12 protein-coding genes are annotated in these 19925 nt (G+C 54.6%); 8 read left to right on the top strand and 4 right to left on the bottom strand.

The genetic code is table 11. The annotated features are described in order from the left end of the window. A partial coding sequence (locus APH42_RS18805) for a TonB-dependent siderophore receptor (RefSeq protein ID WP_156352831.1) occupies positions 1–1538 on the top strand: 1538 nt, incomplete at its 5' end. 98 nt (positions 1539–1636) lie between these two features. Here the strand turns inward: APH42_RS18805 and APH42_RS18800 are convergent. Beyond that, positions 1637–2512: a WYL domain-containing protein gene (locus tag APH42_RS18800; RefSeq protein WP_060493991.1), complete on the bottom strand. Its 876-nt coding sequence runs from the start codon at positions 2510–2512 to the stop codon at positions 1637–1639. Between the two features lie 119 nt (positions 2513–2631). Here APH42_RS18800 and APH42_RS18795 point away from each other — a divergent pair, with 119 nt between their 5' ends. After that, positions 2632–2889 (top strand): hypothetical protein, encoded by a 258-nt coding sequence (locus tag APH42_RS18795; RefSeq protein WP_012274286.1) that lies wholly within the window; start codon positions 2632–2634, stop codon positions 2887–2889. Between the two features lie 58 nt (positions 2890–2947). On the opposite strand, the gene APH42_RS18790 is transcribed toward APH42_RS18795, so the two are convergent. After that, positions 2948–4651 (bottom strand): LeoA/HP0731 family dynamin-like GTPase, encoded by a 1704-nt coding sequence (locus tag APH42_RS18790; protein WP_012274285.1) that lies wholly within the window; start codon positions 4649–4651, stop codon positions 2948–2950. Beyond that, on the bottom strand, positions 4651–7614 hold the full coding sequence (locus APH42_RS18785) for a DUF726 domain-containing protein (RefSeq protein WP_374701058.1): 2964 nt from the start codon (positions 7612–7614) through the stop codon (positions 4651–4653). Before APH42_RS18785 ends, APH42_RS18790 begins: the two co-directional genes overlap by 1 nt. Positions 7615–8650: 1036 nt before the next feature. Here APH42_RS18785 and APH42_RS29925 point away from each other — a divergent pair. Then, positions 8651–8920 (top strand): hypothetical protein, encoded by a 270-nt coding sequence (locus APH42_RS29925; protein WP_156352828.1) that lies wholly within the window; start codon positions 8651–8653, stop codon positions 8918–8920. A 229-nt stretch (positions 8921–9149) separates the two neighbouring features. Here the strand turns inward: APH42_RS29925 and APH42_RS18780 are convergent, their stop codons facing one another. Continuing rightward, complete coding sequence (locus tag APH42_RS18780) at positions 9150–9998, bottom strand: hypothetical protein (RefSeq protein ID WP_232858683.1); 849 nt, start codon at positions 9996–9998, stop codon at positions 9150–9152. Between the two features lie 490 nt (positions 9999–10488). On the opposite strand from APH42_RS18780, the gene APH42_RS18775 reads away from it, so the two are divergent. The 5 genes from APH42_RS18775 (at position 10489) to APH42_RS30300 (ending at position 19922) form a co-directional block, all read left to right on the top strand. Further along, positions 10489–10689: an AlpA family transcriptional regulator gene (locus APH42_RS18775; protein ID WP_060493989.1), complete on the top strand. Its 201-nt coding sequence runs from the start codon at positions 10489–10491 to the stop codon at positions 10687–10689. Between the two features lie 323 nt (positions 10690–11012). After that, on the top strand, positions 11013–11669 hold the full coding sequence (locus tag APH42_RS18770) for an inovirus Gp2 family protein (RefSeq protein WP_060493988.1): 657 nt from the start codon (positions 11013–11015) through the stop codon (positions 11667–11669). A 477-nt stretch (positions 11670–12146) separates the two neighbouring features. After that, entirely contained in the window at positions 12147–15272 is a 3126-nt protein-coding gene (gene drmD / locus APH42_RS18765) for a DISARM system SNF2-like helicase DrmD (RefSeq protein ID WP_060493987.1), read from the top strand. After that, on the top strand, positions 15269–19372 hold the full coding sequence (locus tag APH42_RS18760) for an Eco57I restriction-modification methylase domain-containing protein (protein WP_177336863.1): 4104 nt from the start codon (positions 15269–15271) through the stop codon (positions 19370–19372). Before drmD ends, APH42_RS18760 begins: the two co-directional genes overlap by 4 nt. A 91-nt stretch (positions 19373–19463) precedes the next feature. Further along, positions 19464–19922 (top strand): ATP-binding protein, encoded by a 459-nt coding sequence (locus tag APH42_RS30300; protein ID WP_060493986.1) that lies wholly within the window; start codon positions 19464–19466, stop codon positions 19920–19922. Positions 19923–19925: the final 3 nt, after the last annotated feature.

The following is a 19925-nucleotide window of genomic DNA, read 5'->3' as shown; positions in this document are numbered from 1 at the left end:
ACGTGACCTACGGCTCCTACAACCATGCCGAAACCGGTATCGATGTAGGCGATGCCCTGAACGACGAACAAACCCTGGCCGGCCGCTTCACGGCCAAGATGCAGAACAGCGACCGCGAGTACGACCACTCCCAGGACGACAACCGGTTCGTGATGGGCGGCCTGACCTGGGCGCCCACCGACTTCACCTCGGCCACCATGGTGCTCGACTACCTGAAAACCGATAGCTCGCCGAACAGTGGCGGCTACCCGCTGGACAAGGAATACGACCGCAGCGATTTCTATGGCGAGCCCAGCTACAACTTCCACAATGTGGAGCGCACCAGCCTCAGCGGCAACATCACCCACGACTTCGACAATGGCTTCGTATTGCGCAGCAACCTGCGTTACAGCGAGCTGAGCGATGACTTTGGCTACGCGTACCTGAGCGACAGTGCCTCGCGTGTCGGCACTACGATTCCACGCTACATCTTCGGCACCGACAGTGATGCCGATCAGCTCAATGGCAACCTGATGCTGCAGTACGATGCCCAATTCGAGCATATCGACAGCAGCACCCTGGTGGGCGTGGAGTACCTCGACTCGACGACCAAGCAGAGTTCGGTCTACGGCCTGGCGCCTTCCATCGACATCGCCAACCCGGTATTCACCGGCGTGCCAGGCGGCATCACGCCCTATACCCGCAAGAAGAATGATGCCACCACCAAGGCGGTGTTCCTGCAGCAGAACCTGTCGTTCTTTGACCGCGTCATCGCCACCGCAGGCGTGCGTAATGACTCGATGGACCTGTCCAGCAAGGAGTACATCGGTGGCGAGCAGACGGAAAAGGACAACTTCTCCGAAACCTCTTATCGCGCGGCACTGACCTATATCGTCAACGATGAAGTCTCTACCTATGTGAGCATGGTGGAGTCCGTATCACCCCCGCAAGTTGGCGTTACGCCGCAAACGGGCAGGCAGTATGAAGTGGGCGTGAAGTATTCGCCCCTGGGCATGGACGCACTGTTCTCGGCTGCCGTTTACGACCTGACCCAGGAGAACGTGACCATTGCCGTGGTGCTGCCAAGCGGCATCATCGAGCAGCAGACAGTGGGCGAGTCACGCGTGCGCGGTCTCGATCTGGAAGCCAAGGCGCAAGTCACGCAAGACATCAGCGTGATCGGTGCTTACTCCTACATGGAGTCCGAGGTGCTGCGCGGGTCGTTGTGGAACGGCGACTCGCTCAAGGGCAATGAATTTGCCACTGCACCGAAGCACACCGCATCGCTGTGGAGCTATTACGACGTACCGGGCACGGATGTGAGCGTGGGTCTGGGCGCGCGGTACGTGGGTGCCTACTACATGGATGCTGCCAACACCAAGAAGAGCGACGGCACAACACTGTTCGACGCGGCGCTGAACTACAAGATCGCCAAGGGGACCGACCTGGCGCTGAATGTCAGCAACCTGTTCGACGAGCAACATGTGGTTGGGTCGGGGACGGCGAACTACTACAACCCCGGGCGCGAAGTGACGGCCAAGTTGAGTTACAGCTGGTGAGGTGGGGCGGGCTGGCACGGGCTTCGCCCGTGTTCGCGGGCAAGCCCGCTCCCACAGAACAACACATGACGCGTTGCAGCTAGAGCAAGCGCCCAGCGTCAGTACTTCATCAACCACGGCTGCAGGTCCTGGAGGTTGCTCACCACCAGTTGCTGGGCCTCGGGCAGTATCGCCATGTTGCGGTGGTCGATTTGATACCGCTGCAACACATACTTCACCAATGCCCTGCGGCTAGGCACCACCAATTGGCCATCGGTCATGCCGAAGTCGGTTTCGATGATTGCCTGCTGCGCCGTGTTCAACCGCCCATCAGGCGCGAAGATGACCGGCACCTCGACATTCCAGTCTTCATCCTGCTCACGCGTGTTCGGCGACGCGTCGAGCAAGCCTGGCTGCCCACGCAGGCGGCTGAGGACGAAGTCGCGGTACTGGCCGTTCTTTTCGCAGTAGGCCCGCACGTGCCAGCGCATGCCGGTGTACACCAGCGTGTGCGGGGCGATCAGGCGCACCTCGACGTTGGGGGTGTTGAAGGATACGTATTCGGTTTCCAGGCGCAGGCCTTCACGGCAAGCCTTGAGCAATGGGCGCAGCACCTCTGGCCGAATAGGGCGGTCAGGCACCTCCAGTACACGGGTGTGCGCGTAGGCCAGTGCCAACCCGTCGATGTGCGGCGCCCGTTCGTTGTTCTGGTAGAGCAGGTGCAGATAGGCGCTGGCGCTGTTATCGATGAACAGCGGCTCGAACTGCTCGCTCGGTACATAGCCCTTGATCTGCTTGTCATACGTCAAGTTTTCGGGCGCATGTTCGGTGATGTAGGTATTGATGTCCTTCGACGCCTGCTGGCGGCTGATGCCAAAGCTCTGCATCAGGTGGCCCGTGGTCAGCCGGCCTTCCCACCAGGCAACGGTTTCGATCAAACGATAGCGAAGTGCCAGGTCCCAGCGTACCTGCTCGATGGATTGCTTGCGTTTCATACCCTCTCCATGTGCGCGATTACTTTACCTGTATAAGTCTACATTCTAGACGTGTAGTTTTGCATTACATATCTTTGGTTCGTCTTCGGAACGCTCCGAAGGTAGCAAAGGACATGAGCATGACGATGCCGGAAGTGGTTGCGACGGGTGCCTTGGTGGCGATGGGGATCATCTTGCTGGTGCTGATTCAGCAGGGGTTGAGGCTGGGCGAGCTGGGCAAGAAGGTGGAGCACTGCCAGAAGGATTTGCGCTGGTTGCAGATTTGGGAGATGGAGAACCGCGAGCTGAGGGCGGCGTTGCGGGCGGAGCGGGAACATGTGGGGCAGTTGCGGCGCAAGGTGGAGTTGTTGCAGGGGGTGGTGCCGGTTGTGGATTAGTGCTTGGCAACGCTCTCGCCAAGCGCCCGCTGCCTTGCGCAGCGGGCACCTGACCGGGTTAGTTCAACCTTTTGAATTCTGCATCGATGGCTTCAGCTTCGTCGCGCCATGCCTGGAAGCGCTGCTGACGCACGCGGCTTTCATCCACGTTGGCCTGAAGTTCTTGTCGACGAGTATTGAGCTGCAGGTAGTCGGGGAAGAACTTTTCTTTGAAGGTTTCGGAGTTCACCAGGTCCAGGAAGTCCTGACGCTGCTGTTCGAAGTTGCTGACAATCTCCGCAACAGACTTCTTGAACGCTTCTTCGCGCTTGTATTGTTCCCAGCTGTCCCAGGCTTCAAGCGCCACGCCGATGAAGGCGAGGGCCCCGTTGGCACCTTTGGCGAACTTCACGGCGCCCCATGGCTTGAACTTCAGATACTTGCCGATATCCATGCCTACCGTCTTGGCAATCGTCGTGAGGCCATCGCGTGCGGCCAGTACCGTGGTGTTATTGATCAGGTTGCCCTTGAGCAGATGGTTGATGCCTTGCTTGCCCAGTGCCTTGACGGTGGTATTGAAGTGGTTGACCTCGCTGTCGAAGCCCACTTGCATCTTCTCGACCTCAAGCGTGATCGACTGGGTCTGGCGGCTGAACTCGTTCTGCAGACGGGTGGAGACGATAATGCCTTCAGCGCCAACCTCACGCTCGAAAAAGTCACCGAAGGTTTCCAGGCTGGAGCCTTTGGCTTGAATGATCAAGTCAGAGAAATAGCGCGTGGCGAAGGCGCGCAGGCTGATGCGTGCCTCCTCGATTTGCTGCCCGGTCACTGCCAGCTGATTGACCAAGCGGTTGTTGAGTTCATCAAGCCTGGCAACCTCCAATGCGACCTTCTCATCGTTCTCGATGGCCACAGGCAATTGGTTGTTGAGCACGTCACGGATGACGCTGACGCGCATTTCGTTGGCCAGCGCGGCGCTGCCACCGTTCTGCTTGATCTTGCCAGTGGTAGCCGTCTGCAACGTAGCGATGTGCGACAGCGCCTTGAATTGCTCAAGGTTGGCTAGCCAGTGCTCGACACCCAAGTCGAAAGGGTTTGCGGCCACGGCGACGATGGACAGTTCGGCGACCTCTTGGTCGCTCAGCCCGATTTGTTCACGAAGCCGACCTGCCACGTTGTCGCGCTTGACTTGCAAGTTGGATTGGTAGTCCTGTTCGTCCTCTACATCGGCCACTTCGTCGAAGCGGCTGAGGACGAACACGGTGCGGGGCAGGAGGTCCAGGGTGCGGAACAACCAGGTCAGGTCATCCTTGTGGCTTTCCTTGATGGGGTTGGTCGAGTTCATCACGTACAGCACCAAGTGCGCTTCGCTCACGTACTTCTTGGTGATGTCCTTGTACTTCTCGAGGGTGTGCGTTTCTGTATTTTCCTGTTGCTTGAAACCGAACAGCCCGGGGGTATCGATTAGCACGAAGTCTTCGCCGACCTCGTAGACCTTCACCTCATTGGAAGACTCCTGGTGGCTGATCTTCATGCTGGACCTGTCCAGCTTTTCCATCCAGGCCGCCGCGATCGAAGTCTTGCCTTCAGAGAAGCCGCCAATCAGCGCGACCTTGAGTTTTTCACCTGACAAACTGTTGATCACATTCTGCAATTTGCCGATCAATGCAGGATCAATCGGTATGCCGGCCTGCGCGCCCTGCCCGAGAAAGCCTTGCAGCCGGTCAAGCAACGTCAATGCGCTCGCCTGTTGGGCCTTGAATGTCTTAAGGGTGTTTTCCATTACAGGTTTCCTGCGATTTCAATTTGGCGGGAGAGGATTTTCAGCCGGTTAGTCGAACGTGACAGCGTGTCTACCTGGTTGGCTGCTTGTTTGGCCGGTGCCTCCAGGGCAAGGTCAAGTTGTTCGATCGTGTCCTGCATATCGTCAAGGGCAGCCGCCAGGCTGGAATGCAGCGTTTCGCGCAATTGCTCGGCAGCGCTGCGCAGGTTATTTTCCAGGGCCTGGCGTTGTTGTGACATTTTGTAGCTTGAGCTGAACGCACCAATAAGGGCTTTGCTGACCGAGACCAGTGCGGCCAGTACCGAGGCACCGACGAACCAGAGGCTGGCGCCGCCAGTGAACGGTGCAGCGGCGATCCCCGCAAGGCTGGCCAACAGGCCCATCACATTGATGCCGTTATCGATTTTAATGTTGAGCTTGAAATGCTCATTGAAACGCATGCTGCCGAGCTTCGCGTAACTTGCGGTCAGCTCCTGGGCATGCTCTTCAAAGCGTTTGAGAATAGCTTCGGCCGCCTTTTGGAACTTGCCGACCTCTGCGTTCACCGCCTCGGGCAGTTGTTTGCCCAGCAGTGCTTGCTGGCTTTCAAGCTCCTTGGTCAGGGTGCTTTTGAAAGTGTCGTTACTGATATTGGCTTCAATCTGTTTGTAAACGCTGTTGCGCACGTTGCTGGCGAAGTCATCGATCAAGGTTTCGCCACAGGCTTCCAGCCGCTTTTTCAGCGCCTGGAAACTGCTGTTCAGCTGGCTTTTGGCACTTTGCTCTTCCTGAGACAGCTTCCTCGACAGCGCGCTTAACGTTTGCTGCACGCCTGAGAGCGTCGTGGTGGTCTGGTTGAGCGCATCGTTCGCCTTGTTGAAGTTGGCCCGCACGATCTTGGCTTTGCCGTTAAGGATCAACCGATCGCTGAGCATCTGCAGGAAGGCCCGCAGGCGGGATTTTTCCAGCAACTCGTCGGCGCCGAAGTCCTCGAGTGCTTTGCTGCGACGTTTGGCATTCTGCGAGCCGGGTGCAAGGTGGTCGGTCGAGGCGAGGAATGCCGGCAGCGCGCTCAGCGCGAACACCTCCTGATAGTGTTTGCCAAGCTGCTCGCTCATCTTCTCATTCAGCCCGGCAAGGCTGATGTTTTCGTCGTCGGAGGTCAGCGGACGGTTACCCAGAGAGTGCTTGGGGTTGGAGATCTTCTTGTTGAAAATGGTCCAGACTTCGGTTTGCGCCCCCAGGTGCTGCTTGATTTTCTCCAGCGTGCCTTGGTGCTGCCCATCGCCCGTTTGCGGTGGTGCCGGCTGGTTGGTGACATAGAACACGGCGTGAGCGGTTTGCACGGCACGTTCTATCTGGTCGAGTACCAAGCCTTCCTTGCCCTCGATGCCCGGTACATCCAATAGCGCAAATGGCTGGCCGTCCAGCTCGAAGTCGTAGCGCTGTGTCTCTCGTGTGTGGTCGGGCCGCCCGTCACCGATGATTTCACCATCAGCATGACGCTGCAGCTGCGCCACCAGGTCTGCCAGCTGGCTTTCATTCTCCAGGCGCTGCTGGACGAGCGCCTGCTGTTGCTGCGTGACCTGCGCCTGTTGGCTGGCAAGCGCCGAACAGGCTTGGTCGCGTGCCGTTGTCACCTCGCCTAACCGCTGCTCCAGAGCCAAGCGCTCATGGTTCGACCTCTGCTGTTCGGCGTTCAAGGCCGCCGCCGCGCTATCGCGTGCTTGAGTGGTCTCAGTCAGCGACGCGGTGGCTGCATTCAGCTCGACTTCTTCCGGCAATTTCCGGAACAGGCTCATGAGCGTCTGCCAGAGGGTGGCGGTGTTTTTGCGAGTGGCGAGCAGCGTATGCAGGCGGGTAACGGCCGCAAGGGCGTCCCTGTGTGCTTGCTCGTGTTGTTCAAGTGCAGTGCCAAGCCGTTGAGACAGCTCGTTGGATTGCGTGTTGGCCTGGTCGAGGGCGCTGCGGGCTTCGTTGAACGGCAGCTCGAACTGCTGCAGGGTGGCAGTTAACTGCTGCGTCAATTCGCCAAGGCGCGCTTCGGCTTGCTCGATGTCCTGCTGCAGCCGCTGCAGATTATCTTCAGTCACCCCATATTGTTCGCGCAGTTTGCGAAAAGCTTGTTGGCTGGCCCGTTTACCGGGCTCCTGAAGCAGAATGCGCAAGGTTTCGATAAGGGTGGACTTGCCCGCGCCGGTTTCACCATAGAAGGCAATGGTGAATGTGTTCCACTCGGCGTTCTTCTCCAGTTCGGCGAGGCGCATGTACAGGGCTGTGCGGTGCTCACTGAGGCGCTGGAGTGCCTCTTCGCGAGCCAGGTTCAACGTTTCGTCGTCTGCGGGGTTTCTCAGCTCTGCGATGATCAGTGACAGTTCATCGTTGATTTGCTGATAAACGTCACGCGGGCTGTTCAGTTCAAGTTTCATCGACTTTGCTTCGGCGGGTTGCGTGGGGGCGCGGGTTGGTTTTTTGGGGTGAGCGGTGGGTTGAGCAGGCTCGGGTGAGGGCGGCAAGCACGTTTTGAAGCGTGATTTAGTCAGCACCTCGGGCAGCCGCTCCCAGTAATCGGTATGGCCGAAGTCGTCCATCTCGATGCTCTCGAAGTGTTCGACCTCGTTCCGCCCCAGGCAGGTTTCCCCCACGTTCAGTAGCAGAGTCTTGTCCGCCTTCGAATAGGCATTGATCAGTCGCCCCTGGAGCAGCCCCCGCATCTCGCGGGCCTCGAGGGCTGTGACCTCAACGGCCGCGGCCATCAGCAGCACATCGTTGATGGCCAGTTGTTGCCTGTTCGAAAAGTGTTTAAGGCTGCTGATGACCAGTCGGCCGCCGAGCGAGTGGCCGATCAGGTTGATGGTCTTGATCTGTGGATGGTTGTTTAGCAGGTACGCCTGAAGCTGGTCGAGCAAAACCGCGCCCATGCTTTCGGCACGTGCGCGGGCCTGGGTGAAGTTGCCCATCCGGTCCTTGGCCAGCGAGCCCACAAGGCTCAGCGACCCCATGGGAGCGCCGGTGAACGCTGCGCCGGCGCTCAGGCCTGCCGTAGCAAGTTTCCAGGCTGAGGACTTGTCGAACCGAAAGATGTGGTTCGAAGGCCAGAACGCGAAGATATTGGTGTAGTGCTTCAGTTGCTCGGGGATTCGGTCGAGCAAGAGCTGCTTGTCTTCATCGCTGTGGCCCGCGCTGTAGCCGTGGATGAAGATGTTGGCTTCTGTGGCGGTGGCGCCGGCAGACCGCGCACTCTGGAAATGGAAGGGGTGGGGCATGAGGGCTTCCTATCCGTGGACGGGCTGCGTTTTGAGCAGCGGGCTTGGAGGGCAGGAGGATGGGGGCCTCGCAGCTGGATACGGCTGGGGGAGGTGCTTGAGGAGAGACTCCCTGGGATTGGGCATCGCTACTTCCTTGTGGGCGTGGGACGGGCGATTGTTGACGTCATTTATGTGGCGAATTTACCTTGTTTTGATGGCTGATTGCCATTGTGGTGGAGGGTGTTTGTAAGGGGGCGACGCGGCAGGGGGATGGTGGCGGGGGGGGTTAGGGATGTTGTTGCGTGTGGTTTACGTTGAAGGCGGGGGCCAGGATTATTCGCTGGGCCGGGGTAATCTGAACAGGTATCGCAATCCATTGATTTTAAAGTGATATTTCTGTTTGTTTTTTCTTGTGGAATGCCATTTGGAATGCCGATAGGATTTGCTTGGTACCTTGGGGCGTCATGATGGGGGGCTATTGCTAAGTCGTTCCTTTACCACTTACCTGAAGATCGGACTGGCTGATACGCGTAGTGCGCGACAACAGACCAGGCCACTGATTCTCCAGGGGCATCGGTCGCACAACAGACAGGCCGAATGGTTGGCTACAGGGCCATGGTGATCGCGTTGCGTCAGATGTTGTTCACCTTTGTTCGCACTGTAGCTCCGCAAGGCGGAGTGGAGCGAATTCGATCTGGAACGGGCCGAATAGCGAATTCCGGCTGAGCGTATGAAGATGTGAGAGTCGCACATCGTCCCGTTCTCCAGGCAGATGGCCGAGTTGCTGTGTGAACTGAGCACCCATACAGGTGGTCATCGGCTATTTTTTCCGAACTATCGCAAGCCAAACGAATTCATGATCGCCACAACGCTGAACTGGGCACTTGGGCACGTGGGCTTCAATGGTAAGGACAGCATAAGCTTTTCAGCCTATGGCTTTCGTGCGACAGCTTCGACCATGTTGAACGAAACGGGATATCGCGCAGCCGTGATCAATCGTCAGTTGGCACATGCCAAGAGAAACAAAGCTCGTGCAAACTAAAATCAGGCTGAATATAGTGAAGGACGACGCCAGATGATGAAGGCGTGGTCTGACGAAATTGATGCTTGAATTATGGTGATGGATGATCCTGATTTGTTTTTTAAATAATTTTCTTTTATTGATATCGCAAGGCTGTTTACTGGATTTCTGACAGCCTTGCTAGTAATTAAGATGCTTCGGCAAGGTGTTTTTGGCGGAGAATGAATAGATCAAGCTGCCTGTGCAAAATTTAGCTGTCGATCAGTTGTTTCAGTCTTGTTGGGATGTAAATTCCTTTCTCTTCTTCCAGTTTGAGCAGTATCTCTAGCACTTGAGTTCGCTTCAGATCATGTTTCTCGGCTAGCTTGTCAAGGCGCTTAATGGCTTTGTCGGATAGGATGAAATTGTGTTGCTTTTTGCCAGTCATTTTGGCGCGATATTTATTTTGGCTCCATCGCTTCTTGATGGAGCTCATAAGTAGTGCTTTGTCTGATGCATTGATAAATGGTGAATCAAGTAAAATAATTAAATCGTCCTTATCTTGCGGTTGGTTTTGGAGGTAGGTCAAGGGTGAGTGTTTGACTTTGATTATTTCCCATGCCGTATTCAGTTTTTCTTTCTCATCTACGCCATCGAACCATTTAAATAGGTCGTCTGATTTTGTATGGGTTTCCCATTCGGACCTTATTTGGTTGATTGTTGCTGACTTTTGAATGTTGTCTGTTTGCCATGTGTCAATTGCTGCAATGGTTAGATCTCTGTCGGCTAGAATTTCGGGGCCGTTTGTGTAGGTTATTCCATTTTTTTCGGTCAGTTTTCTAATTATGAAAGCGTTCTGTCTTTTGTTGTTTGTTATCCACTGAAAGCTCTGCTCGGGCAAGAGGTTGGTGCTCTTTTGGTACTCGATTGATTGTTTTAGTCCTGGCTGGTTGATGATGACTTCCGCCATTCGATCACGCATGCCTGGGCTTCCTAATTCCCCTAGGTTTATATTTTGAAATTTTTCCCTTATGAGAAACCATAGCCAGGTAGCAAATCGTCTGTCGGCATTGAGGCTATTAAATATCTTTTGAAGTTTATCGTTGAAACGGACTGCCATGTCTGTGGTTCGCCTGGTAGGTGGTGGAAGGATTGTAGTAAATCTCTAGTAGATCCATAGTGGAAAAATAGTCGATTTTTAGCTGTTTTTTAGCGAAATCCTATGGCTTTTCTAGAATAGAAAATTAGCTAAGGTGTCAGTATACATGGGGTTTTAATGAGGTAAAGCTTGCTGTGAGAGGGGCCTCATTCTCCCAAAGCATGTGAGGCTGTCGGAGCCGCCTTTTACAAGTGGAATGGGCTGCGGGCGGTGTTGGCTTCGGGGAGTGGTAGAAAGGTGCGCCTACAAATCAGGAGAGTGCTCGGTCGTTTATCTACTTACACAACTCCATTGGTTTGGTTGAGTTTGTACCTCGTTATTTTTCTGTGATTGCATAGTCGGGGTTGTGGGTGCAGGATCAAAAGTTGAAGTCTGTTTTTTCGGGTGGGCTGATCATCAAGTAAAGAATTACGAGGAAGCCAGATCTGATGAGTAAAATTAGGAGCTCATCATGAAAATAATTCGACTGCAGCAGGTGATGGAAATGACAGGCCTTGGGCGCTCGACGGTTTACAAGTATGTTTCCGGTAACTGGTTCCCGAAGCCGATCCCCTTGGGAGGGCGGAGTGTTGGGTGGCTGGAGAGTGAGGTTAAGGAATGGATCTTGGATCGAATTGAGGAGCGCGACACGCAAGGAATCGTTTCGGTTTGATCTTAAAGTTCTCTATGGTTTTAGATGAGGTGCTACGGCCAGGTTAGCTGGTCGTGGCAATTTTTTTCCAGAGTTTATTTTTGGAGTTTTGCATGGTTTTTATTGGATGTCTTCCCGGTGGTGATAGGCATTTTTCTTATTGGGTCTATCGGTATTGGTAGTATGCTTTATTATTTGTGTATCAGGTGTCAATGTGTTTGGGGTATGTGTTAGTGATGAATTGCAGGAATCCGTGGGATGCCTGAATGATGTGCATCGCAGATGCGTCGTAAAAAACTACTCATTGCTAGAAGTTTATGAAACCAGCACCGGAGTGTTTGAAAATGCAGCGTCTTCCTCAAAACCGAAATCTGATTATTCATGATGCAGGCAGCTATTTGGGATTCCCTATTCAAGTCGATAAAGGGCCTTTTGTTCAACAGTATCTGGAAAGACTTCACAGTACTACAGAGAGGGCTGTTCAGCAGTATTCACGTGTTTTCGCATTTAGGGTTGATCTGAGGTTTCCTACAGGCGTTGATCTGCCTGAAAGCTATTACACGAATCAGGTAATTGATCGATTTGTTGAATCGTTTAAGGCCAAGATACGGCACAATCGTCGAATAGCACGAATGGAGAACAAGAGTGCGCATGACAGTAATGTGCGGTGCGTCTGGAGCAGGGAGGTGGGGCAGCATGGAAGACCCCACTATCACATGGCCTTCCTGCTGAACTTCGATGCGTTCAATGCCCTTGGAAAATTCGAGGCCGGAAGAGACAACATGTTCAATCGTCTTGAGGGGGCATGGGCCAGTGCCCTGGGACTACCAGTTGAAGCGGTCAGGGGGCTGGTCGAGATACCTACCAATCCAACCTACTGTCTACGTCGGAATGACCCGCAGAGCCAGGCTGACTTTTTCTACAGGACCAGCTACCTCTGCAAGGTAGCCACCAAGGTTTATGGGGATGGCCAGCATGGCTTCGGTGCGAGCCGGCTGTGACAGCCCTTTGCAATGCCTTTCGTGCTGATAACCGATAGCATCTGTACTCTCCTCGCTCAAAAGAGATTCAGGCGAAGGGAGCAAGATCAGCGCTATTAGGCAACTCAGCAAGTGATCGAAGTCGCCCTCTACGTGGGTACCGTGCTTGATTGCTACGCCCGTACCTGTGTGGTCAGGATTGTATGAGGCCGATGAAGGCCTCGGTCAGTTGCCCAAACTGCAGAAAGCGTGGAGAGCGGCTTTACCCACGCCGTGCCAATGGATAAGGTGATGTATTTTGCATCATAGCAGGCGGTAGTATCCCAGGGATGGCCAATCTACAGTGTTCTCTGCGATCACGAATGCCGTTTCCAGCCCTGGACTTCGCACCTGTACTCAATTGAATTTAGTGCTTCGGGCTTTCGAAAGCGCGAAGCCCATAGGTGTTTGCTCATTCGTCGTCATCGGCTAGATGAAGACGGTGTTAAGGGGTTAAGAATGACTGCAATGGCGGAAGGCAGCAGCTACCGTGATATCCCGCAACCAGGTCAGCTTGTCGAAGTTAGACGCCGGCAGTGGGTGGTGGCTGAGGTGGACGCTTCCAAATTAGGCAGCGTGCAGCAGCACGCTGTCACGCTGGCTTCCATTGATGAGGATGCCCTAGGCGAAGAGCTCCAGGTGATTTGGGAAATTGAGCCAGGTGCGCATGTCATTGAGCGTGCTGGTTTGCCAGCCATCACCGGACAGGACGACTCCTGCACTGTGGAGGCTTTTCTCGATGCCGTGCGTTGGGGGGCTGCTACGAATGCTGATCGCGGCTTCCTCCAGGCACCGTTTCGCAGTGGTGTAAGTCTGCAAGACTTCCAGCTGGATCCCCTGGTTCGTGCAATCGACATGGCTCGCGTCAATCTGCTGATCGCCGACGATGTAGGTCTGGGGAAGACCATCGAAGCCGGCTTGGTCATTCAGGAAATGCTCCTGCGTCATCGTGCTCGAACTGTGCTGATCGTCTGCCCCGCGTCACTGCAAGAAAAGTGGCGTGTCGAGATGATGGAAAAGTTTGGTCTGGAATTTCGTATCGTCGACAGCACTTACATCAAGGAGATGCGGCGCGAGCGTGGAATACATGCTAATCCTTGGACCTCGTTCCCGCATCTGATCACGTCAATGGATTGGGCTAAGGCCGGTGATGGTTTGCGTGCATTCCGCGATATCCTGCCGACGCATGTCAGCTATCCGCGTAAGTTCGATATGTTGGTCGTCGACGAGGCGCACAACGTCGCGCCGTCAGCGAGCGCTCAATACGCGATCGAAAGCCAGCGTACTCGTTTCATCCGCACCATAGCCCCGCATTTTCAGCACCATCTGTTTCTGACTGCGACGCCACATAACGGCTACACCGAGTCCTTCACTTCGCTGTTGGAGCTGCTCGATGATCAGCGGTTCGCCCGCAATATCATACCGGAGCAGAAGCAGCTGTCTCAGGTGATGATCCGCCGCCTCAAGAGCGAAATCACTGACAAGGACGGGAATCTGATTTACGCACAGCGCAAGCTCGAAGCATTGCCCGTCTACTACACCGCAAAAGAAAGAGAAGTCCATCGCAAGCTTCAAGAATTCTGTGCCAGCAGAGAATGCGCGGATGACGAGTTGGGTGGTGTGACCGGTGCGTCCTTCGTCAACCAACTGCTACGGAAACGCTTGTTCTCGTCGCCGGCTGCTTTCGCGTCGACCCTGGAAAAGCATGTCGCGACGCTGGAAAACGACGGAACTAGCAAAAGACGAACGGATTTGTCCGAGCGAATTTTGCTCAAGGCTATACAGCGTGCCGAAGAGGATTACGCCAACGACTCAGACGTCGAAATTGCGCAGCAAGAGGCCGTCGAGGAAGCCACGCGCTACTCACGCGCGTTGAACGCAGAGGAGCGTATCCTGCTCGATGAGCTCAGGCACTGGGCTCAGCAGGCGATGAATCAAGCCGACTCCAAGGCCAAAGCGTTGCTTGATTGGATCAATCGGCATTTGAAGACCGATGGATCCTGGAATGATAAACGAGTGATTCTCTTCACCGAGTACCGCACCACGCTCGACTGGCTACATCAGATTCTGGCGACTAATGATTTGGGTGGCGATCGCCTGATGATCTTGCATGGCGGCATGGATCACGACGATCGAGAACAAGTGAAGGCGGCATTCCAGGCCGCTCCAGACATTTCCCCCGTGCGCATCCTGCTGGCCACCGACGCTGCTTCCGAAGGTATCGACCTGCAGAACCACTGTAACTACCTCATTCACCTGGAAATCCCGTACAACCCCAACGTTATGGAGCAGCGCAATGGTCGTATCGACCGCCATGGCCAGCGTGAGAAAGAGGTGGTGATTTGGCATCCGGTCGATGCTCGGCAAGACCAGGATACTGTCGGTGGCCATCAGGACGATATCCTGCGCGCCTTGCGTAAGCTCGATTCCATGCGTGTCGATATGGGCAGCGTGAACCCCGTAATCGCACCGCAGATGTCTGGACTCATCGAAGGGGCGCTACGTGATCTGGATACCCGTTTGGCGGATGCGAGGATTGCCCAGACCCGCCGATTCGTCAGAGCTGAAAAAGACCTCGCTAACCGAATAGCGAAGCTACATGAGAAGTTGGTCGAGACTAGGGAGGATTTCCACCTCTCACCTGAGCACATCCTGAAGGCGGTCGAAACCGGCTTGGCGTTGGCCGAGAAACCGGCTCTCAAGCCGCTGACGCTGGAGGGGATCGCGCCGGGTAAAGTCTTCGAGCTGCCGCCTCTAGGAGGTGCCTGGGAGCGGTGCCGCGAAGGGCTGGAGCATCCATTCACCGGCAAGTCACGCCCGGTGACATTCGATCATGAAGTCGCCAATGGGCGAGACGACCTGGTGCTCATCCATCTCAATCATCGCCTGGTGCAGATGTGTCTGCGTTTGCTGCGTGCCGAGGTTTGGGCGCATGAAGACAACAAGCGCTTGCACCGAGTGACGGTGCGAGCGTTGCCTGACGATCGTCTCGAGGCCCCGGCGGTTGTGGTCGTGTCACGCTTGGTGATCACTGGTGGCAATCACCATCGTCTACATGAGGAACTGACGTTGGCTGGGGGCTATCTGCGCGAACAGGGCTTCAAGCGCGAAGAGGGCGTCGCCCGCGTACAGGGCTGGTTGGACGACGCGCAGCCGTGTCGGCTCGATGATTCGCTCTTTGTCATGTTGCGCTCTCGCTTCGCCACTGCGGAAGAGGCGATTCAGCAATCCCTCGGAGCACGTTCACGCAATCGTCTCGAATATTTGGGCAACACCCTGGAAACCCGCAAGAACAAAGAAAAAGAAGACATTTTCGCCGTGCTGGATGAGCTGGATAGCGCCATTCGCAGGGAGCTGGGTAAGGACGAGTTGCCTGAGCAGTTTTCTTTGTTCAGTGAAGATGAGCGCACCCAGGTTCGTCGTGACAACTCCGCCCTGCAAGCACGTCTCGCGCGGATTCCTGCGGAGCGGGAAGAGGAGGCCGGTGCCATCGAAGCTCGTTATGCCGAACCGCAGGATCGCACCTTCCCGGTAGCCGTCATTTTCATCGTACCTGTATCGCTAGCCCAGGGAGGCCGCGTATGAACCCACTCGATATTCACGATGAATGGTTGTCGCTGATTGAGGTCTCCGGTCCTTTCCTCGCCACGCCGGTACTGAAACGAATCTTCTCCACTGGTCTACCTGCTGTCGAACCTCGCATTCGACAGTACCTGCGGCAAGCTTATGACGAATGGTGCGAGGCGCGTGACAACGACGATCCCAGATTCACCGAACTGCATCGCGCCTGGATTCACGAGGTGCTTGCCCGCGGCCTGGAATACGACGAGAACGATAGCGGTGAGCTTCTACTACGAGGTGAGCGCATTCCTTCTGAGCTGCGCGTCACTCTGCCGGAACATGGTGTCACCTTGGAGCCTGACTATGCGTTGGTCTCAGGCGGCAAAAGTCAGCTGCTCGTGCAAACCTATTCTGCGGGCACGGATCTCCAGGCAGCACTGAAATTGGATGGCTGGTCCGCTAGTCCAGCCGAGCGCATGGAGCGGCTCTGCCGGGCCAGCGGCTGTCGCCTTGGTTTGGTCACCGATGGTGAGCGCTGGATGCTAGTCGATGCTCTCGTTGGCGCTGTATCGACCTTCGCAAGTTGGTATGCACGTCTCTGGGGGCAGGAGCGGCTGACGCTGCAGGCCTTTCTCACCCTATTGGGTGTCCGGCGCTTCTTCGGTCCAGACGATGAGACCTTGCCCTCAATGCTGGACGAGTCTCTCCAGCATCAGGAGGAGGTCACCGATGCCCTGGGTGAGCAAGTCCGCCGGGCGGTCGAGGTGTTGATCCAGGCTCTGGGTAAGGAAGACCGTGAGCGGTCAGGGGCGTTGCTGCAAGGCGTCGAGCCGACCGAACTCTACGAAGCGGGCCTGACCATCATGATGCGTCTGGTGTTCCTGCTTTCGGCCGAGGAGCGGGGGCTCTTGCTGATGGGCGAGGAGGCCTACGAAAGCAGCTACGCCATTTCCACTTTGCGTATGCAACTGCGCCAGGACGCCTGGGAGGTGCTGGAGCGGCGCAACGATGCCTGGTCAAGGTTACTAGCGACATTTCGCGCGGTGTACGGCGGCATTGAGCATGAAATGCTGCGCCTTCCGGCACTAGGTGGTTCCCTGTTCGACCCGAATCGTTTCCCGTTCCTTGAGGGGCGCTCCAAGGGCTCAGATTGGAAGATCGACTCCGCGCGACCACTACCGATAGATAACCGTACCGTTCTGCTCCTGCTGGAGGCGATCCAGCAGTACGAGGGGCGTACGCTTTCCTACCGAGCGCTGGATGTTGAGCAGATCGGTTACGTCTACGAAGGCTTGCTGGATCGGACTGTAGGACTAACCGAGCGGGTGACAGTGGAGCTTGCCGGTGGCAAAGGGGCAAAGAAGACCCTCTATGCTCTGGAGGAGCTCGAAGCTATGCACCAGCGGGGGGGCGAAGTGTTGGCCGAGGCGCTCTCCGGTGCCGATGCGATCAAGCGTGGCGGAGGAGCGATCCGCAAGGATCTCGAACGCTCGGTCGAGGCTCTCCAGGCCAACCGCCTGCTCACCGCTTGCGCTGGCGACGAAGGCCTGCGTGATCGTGCACTGCCATTCCTCAACCTGCTGCGTACCGATCCTTGGGGTTACCCGCTGATTTACCCTGAGGGGGCATTTATCGTCACCATGGGCAGCGATCGGCGCGAGACGGGAACGCACTACACGCCGAAATCGCTCACCGAAGCCATCGTCGAGGAGACGCTGACCCCTATCGTCTTCACAGGGCCGGCAGAAGGAACTTCGCGTAAACAATGGGTGCTGAAGTCACCCGCAGAAATGCTGGATCTGAAAGTCTGCGATCCGGCCATGGGCTCGGGTGCCTTCCTAGTTCAGGTATGTCGTTGGCTGGCCGATCGCTTGGTCGAGGCATGGTCGAAAGTTGAAGGCAGCGGAAAGGCAGTGAGCGTGGACGGCGAAGTTTTGGATGCGCTGGATGCCAAGGAGCCGTTACCCTTGGACGCTGAGACGCGCACCGTGATCGCTCGCCGTCTTATCGCTGAACGTTGCCTCTACGGCGTGGACCTTAATCCTCTGGCGGTGGAACTAGCTAAGCTCTCCATCTGGCTGGTCACGATGGCAAAGAGCAGGCCGTTCGGTTTCCTTGATCACAACCTGCGCTGCGGCGATAGCTTGTTGGGCATTCACCGACTGGAGCAGCTCACTGAACTTTCGATGACGCTTGGCGGTAAAGGGCAGCAGCGTTTGTTTGGCAAGAACATCGAAAAGGCTGTCCTTGCAGCGATAAGCGGACGGAAAACACTACGTGAACTGCCAATTCGTGACATACGTGACGTAGAGATTGTGACTCGCCTTAATGCAACTGCGCACTCAAAAATCGAAATCCCGCAGCGTATCGCAGATGCTTTTATTGGTGAGGTTTTGGTGGTCGAGGGTAAATCCAGTGCATTGGAAAAGTGCATAAGCTCTTTGTCTATTCAAGCTGGGCAAGCAATCGAAGGGGACACTAAAGCCCTACAAGAAATTCAAGAGCGCGCAGGGAAAGCATTGAAAGAAGATGTCTCTGGAAAAGAAATAAAGCATAAGCCATTTCATTGGTCGCTGGAGTTTCCAGAGGTTTTCGATTCTGCTGAGCCGGGGTTTGACGCTATAGTTGGGAATCCACCCTTCCTTGGTGGAAAAAAAATTGCCGCAGCAATGGGGCGTAAGTATCTTAAATACCTTGTTGCGATAGTGGGTGAGGGGGTGAAGGGGTCGGCTGATTTAGTTGCGTTTTTCTTTCTTCGTTCTGCGCTAGTCCTAAAACCCTCAGGTGTAATGGGATTGATAGCGAGTAACTCTATCGCTGAAGGAGGTACGAGGGAGGTTGGACTTGAACAGCTAAAGAATCGTGGGTTTTTGATTTGTGCGGCAACAAGCTCAGAGGTTTGGCCAGGGTCTGCCAATGTCGTCACGAGCAGAGTTCACTTGGTAAAAGGGGAATGGTTGGGCGAAAGAGTTCTGAATGGTGAAAAGGTGGCGTATATATCGCCATATTTGACAAGTCGAGACAATTTGGAACCGGTCAAAATCTCGGAGAATAGAGGTTGTGTGCATCAGGGAAGTGTTCTTCTTGGTAATGGCTTTATTGTGGAAAAGGATTATGCGCTAAAGAAGATTAAAGAAAATAATCAGCTTGGTTTAATTCTTTTTCCCTATTTAAGCGGTCAGGACGTGAATAGGAGTCCAACGCACGATTCTGATAGGTGGGTAATAAATTTCTGGGATTGGTCTAAGGAAAAGGCAGAGAATTTTTCTCCTGAGTTATTCTCACTGCTTGAGAGGTTGGTCGTCCTGGAACGATCCGAAATGAAAAGCATGGGGGGGGCGGTAGATACTTTCTGGAGGCATTTGTGGTACAGGTCTGAGTTGTATCACTGGCTTGGCTATGGGGCATGCTTTGATGAGCATCCGACGGATTGGAGTGCCAGCCATGTTTCTCCTAAACGAGTGATGGTTTTTGCAACTGGTGCTACGAAGTATCCATGCTTTACATTTGTCGATAATATTTACATATATGCAAATACGTTATGCGTGATCGCCAGTGAAAGCTATGGTTTGTTTGCTTGTTTATCTTCGGATATTCACTCTGTTTGGGCTTGGGAGCATGGCTCTAGAATGAAGCAGGATTTGCGTTATACTCACGGAGACATATTCGAGACATTCCCTTTCCCAGTAGGGGCGCTGGATGATGGTAATCGACACTTGTGCGCTCTTGGTGAAAAGTTCTTCGAGTTTCGGTCAAAGTACATGGTTGCAAATAATGTCGGGATGACGAAATTTTATAATGATTTCCATGATCCAGCTGTTATAAGTGAAGCCATGAGAGAGCTGAGGGGGCTTCAGGTCGAGATTAATATGGCAGTCTTGGGTGGCTATGATTTTGATGTTTGTGATTTGGAACAAGGGTTTCATGAGGTTGCATACCTGCCAGAAGGGAAGAATATACGCTTTACGATAAGTGAAGCCGCACGGGAAGAATTGCTTTATCGTTTGGTAATGTTGAACAAGGAACGCTCTGAGTTGAAGTCTGCTTCGTCCAAGGGTGTCGTAGGAGAGTTGGTTAAAAATTCAAAAAAATCTGAAGACGTCATTCAAGGCAGCTTTTTTTGAACAGAAATAATTAAGCGATATGGATGGAATCAAGGTTTATCTACAACGCTGAAATGTGACACGGAGGGTTGGTAATGAGAGGTGAGGGCAAATGACGAATGAAGTCACACCGACGTTTGAGATGACTGTAGACCTCAACGTCCTCGAACATCTCGGTATCAACCTTTACAGCAACATAGCCGCCGTCCTGACCGAAGCGGTGGCCAATGCATGGGACGCGGATGCATTGAGCGTGCAGATTCGAGTGGCTCCGAACAATGAGTGGATCAAGATCGAAGATGATGGCATCGGCATGTCGGTCGATGACCTGATCTTGCGTGAGCAGAATCAGACCAGTCCTAATATCGAGGTGATCTTCGTGCTCGGGAAGACCGTAGTCGAAGAGGCATCCAACCCGGATCGACTAAAGTTGTCGATGACATCGATCTCGGCAGATAGTCGCATCGTTCATTACGACACCCTGATTCGTGGAGCGCAGGAAGGGTATTCGGCCTATATCGCCCAGAGTAAGTCGCTCGACAAGCTGGAAGATATCGTTAATAGGATTTAGAAG

This window comes from Pseudomonas sp. NBRC 111140, assembly GCF_001320885.1.
Classification (GTDB): domain Bacteria; phylum Pseudomonadota; class Gammaproteobacteria; order Pseudomonadales; family Pseudomonadaceae; genus Aquipseudomonas; species Aquipseudomonas putida_P.
Note: the sequence above shows the minus strand (reverse complement) of the source record. Positions and strands in the feature narration are given on the sequence as shown.

Coding starts and splice junctions, on each gene's coding strand:
- APH42_RS18800 (WP_060493991.1), bottom strand. CDS start 2,512: ATGAAACGCAAGCAATCCATCGAGCAGGTACGCTGGGACCTGGCACTT.
- APH42_RS18795 (WP_012274286.1), top strand. CDS start 2,632: ATGACGATGCCGGAAGTGGTTGCGACGGGTGCCTTGGTGGCGATGGGG.
- APH42_RS18790 (WP_012274285.1), bottom strand. CDS start 4,651: ATGGAAAACACCCTTAAGACATTCAAGGCCCAACAGGCGAGCGCATTG.
- APH42_RS29925 (WP_156352828.1), top strand. CDS start 8,651: ATGGCCGAGTTGCTGTGTGAACTGAGCACCCATACAGGTGGTCATCGG.
- APH42_RS18780 (WP_232858683.1), bottom strand. CDS start 9,998: ATGGCAGTCCGTTTCAACGATAAACTTCAAAAGATATTTAATAGCCTC.
- APH42_RS18775 (WP_060493989.1), top strand. CDS start 10,489: ATGAAAATAATTCGACTGCAGCAGGTGATGGAAATGACAGGCCTTGGG.
- APH42_RS18770 (WP_060493988.1), top strand. CDS start 11,013: ATGCAGCGTCTTCCTCAAAACCGAAATCTGATTATTCATGATGCAGGC.
- drmD (WP_060493987.1), top strand. CDS start 12,147: ATGACTGCAATGGCGGAAGGCAGCAGCTACCGTGATATCCCGCAACCA.
- APH42_RS18760 (WP_177336863.1), top strand. CDS start 15,269: ATGAACCCACTCGATATTCACGATGAATGGTTGTCGCTGATTGAGGTC.
- APH42_RS30300 (WP_060493986.1), top strand. CDS start 19,464: ATGACGAATGAAGTCACACCGACGTTTGAGATGACTGTAGACCTCAAC.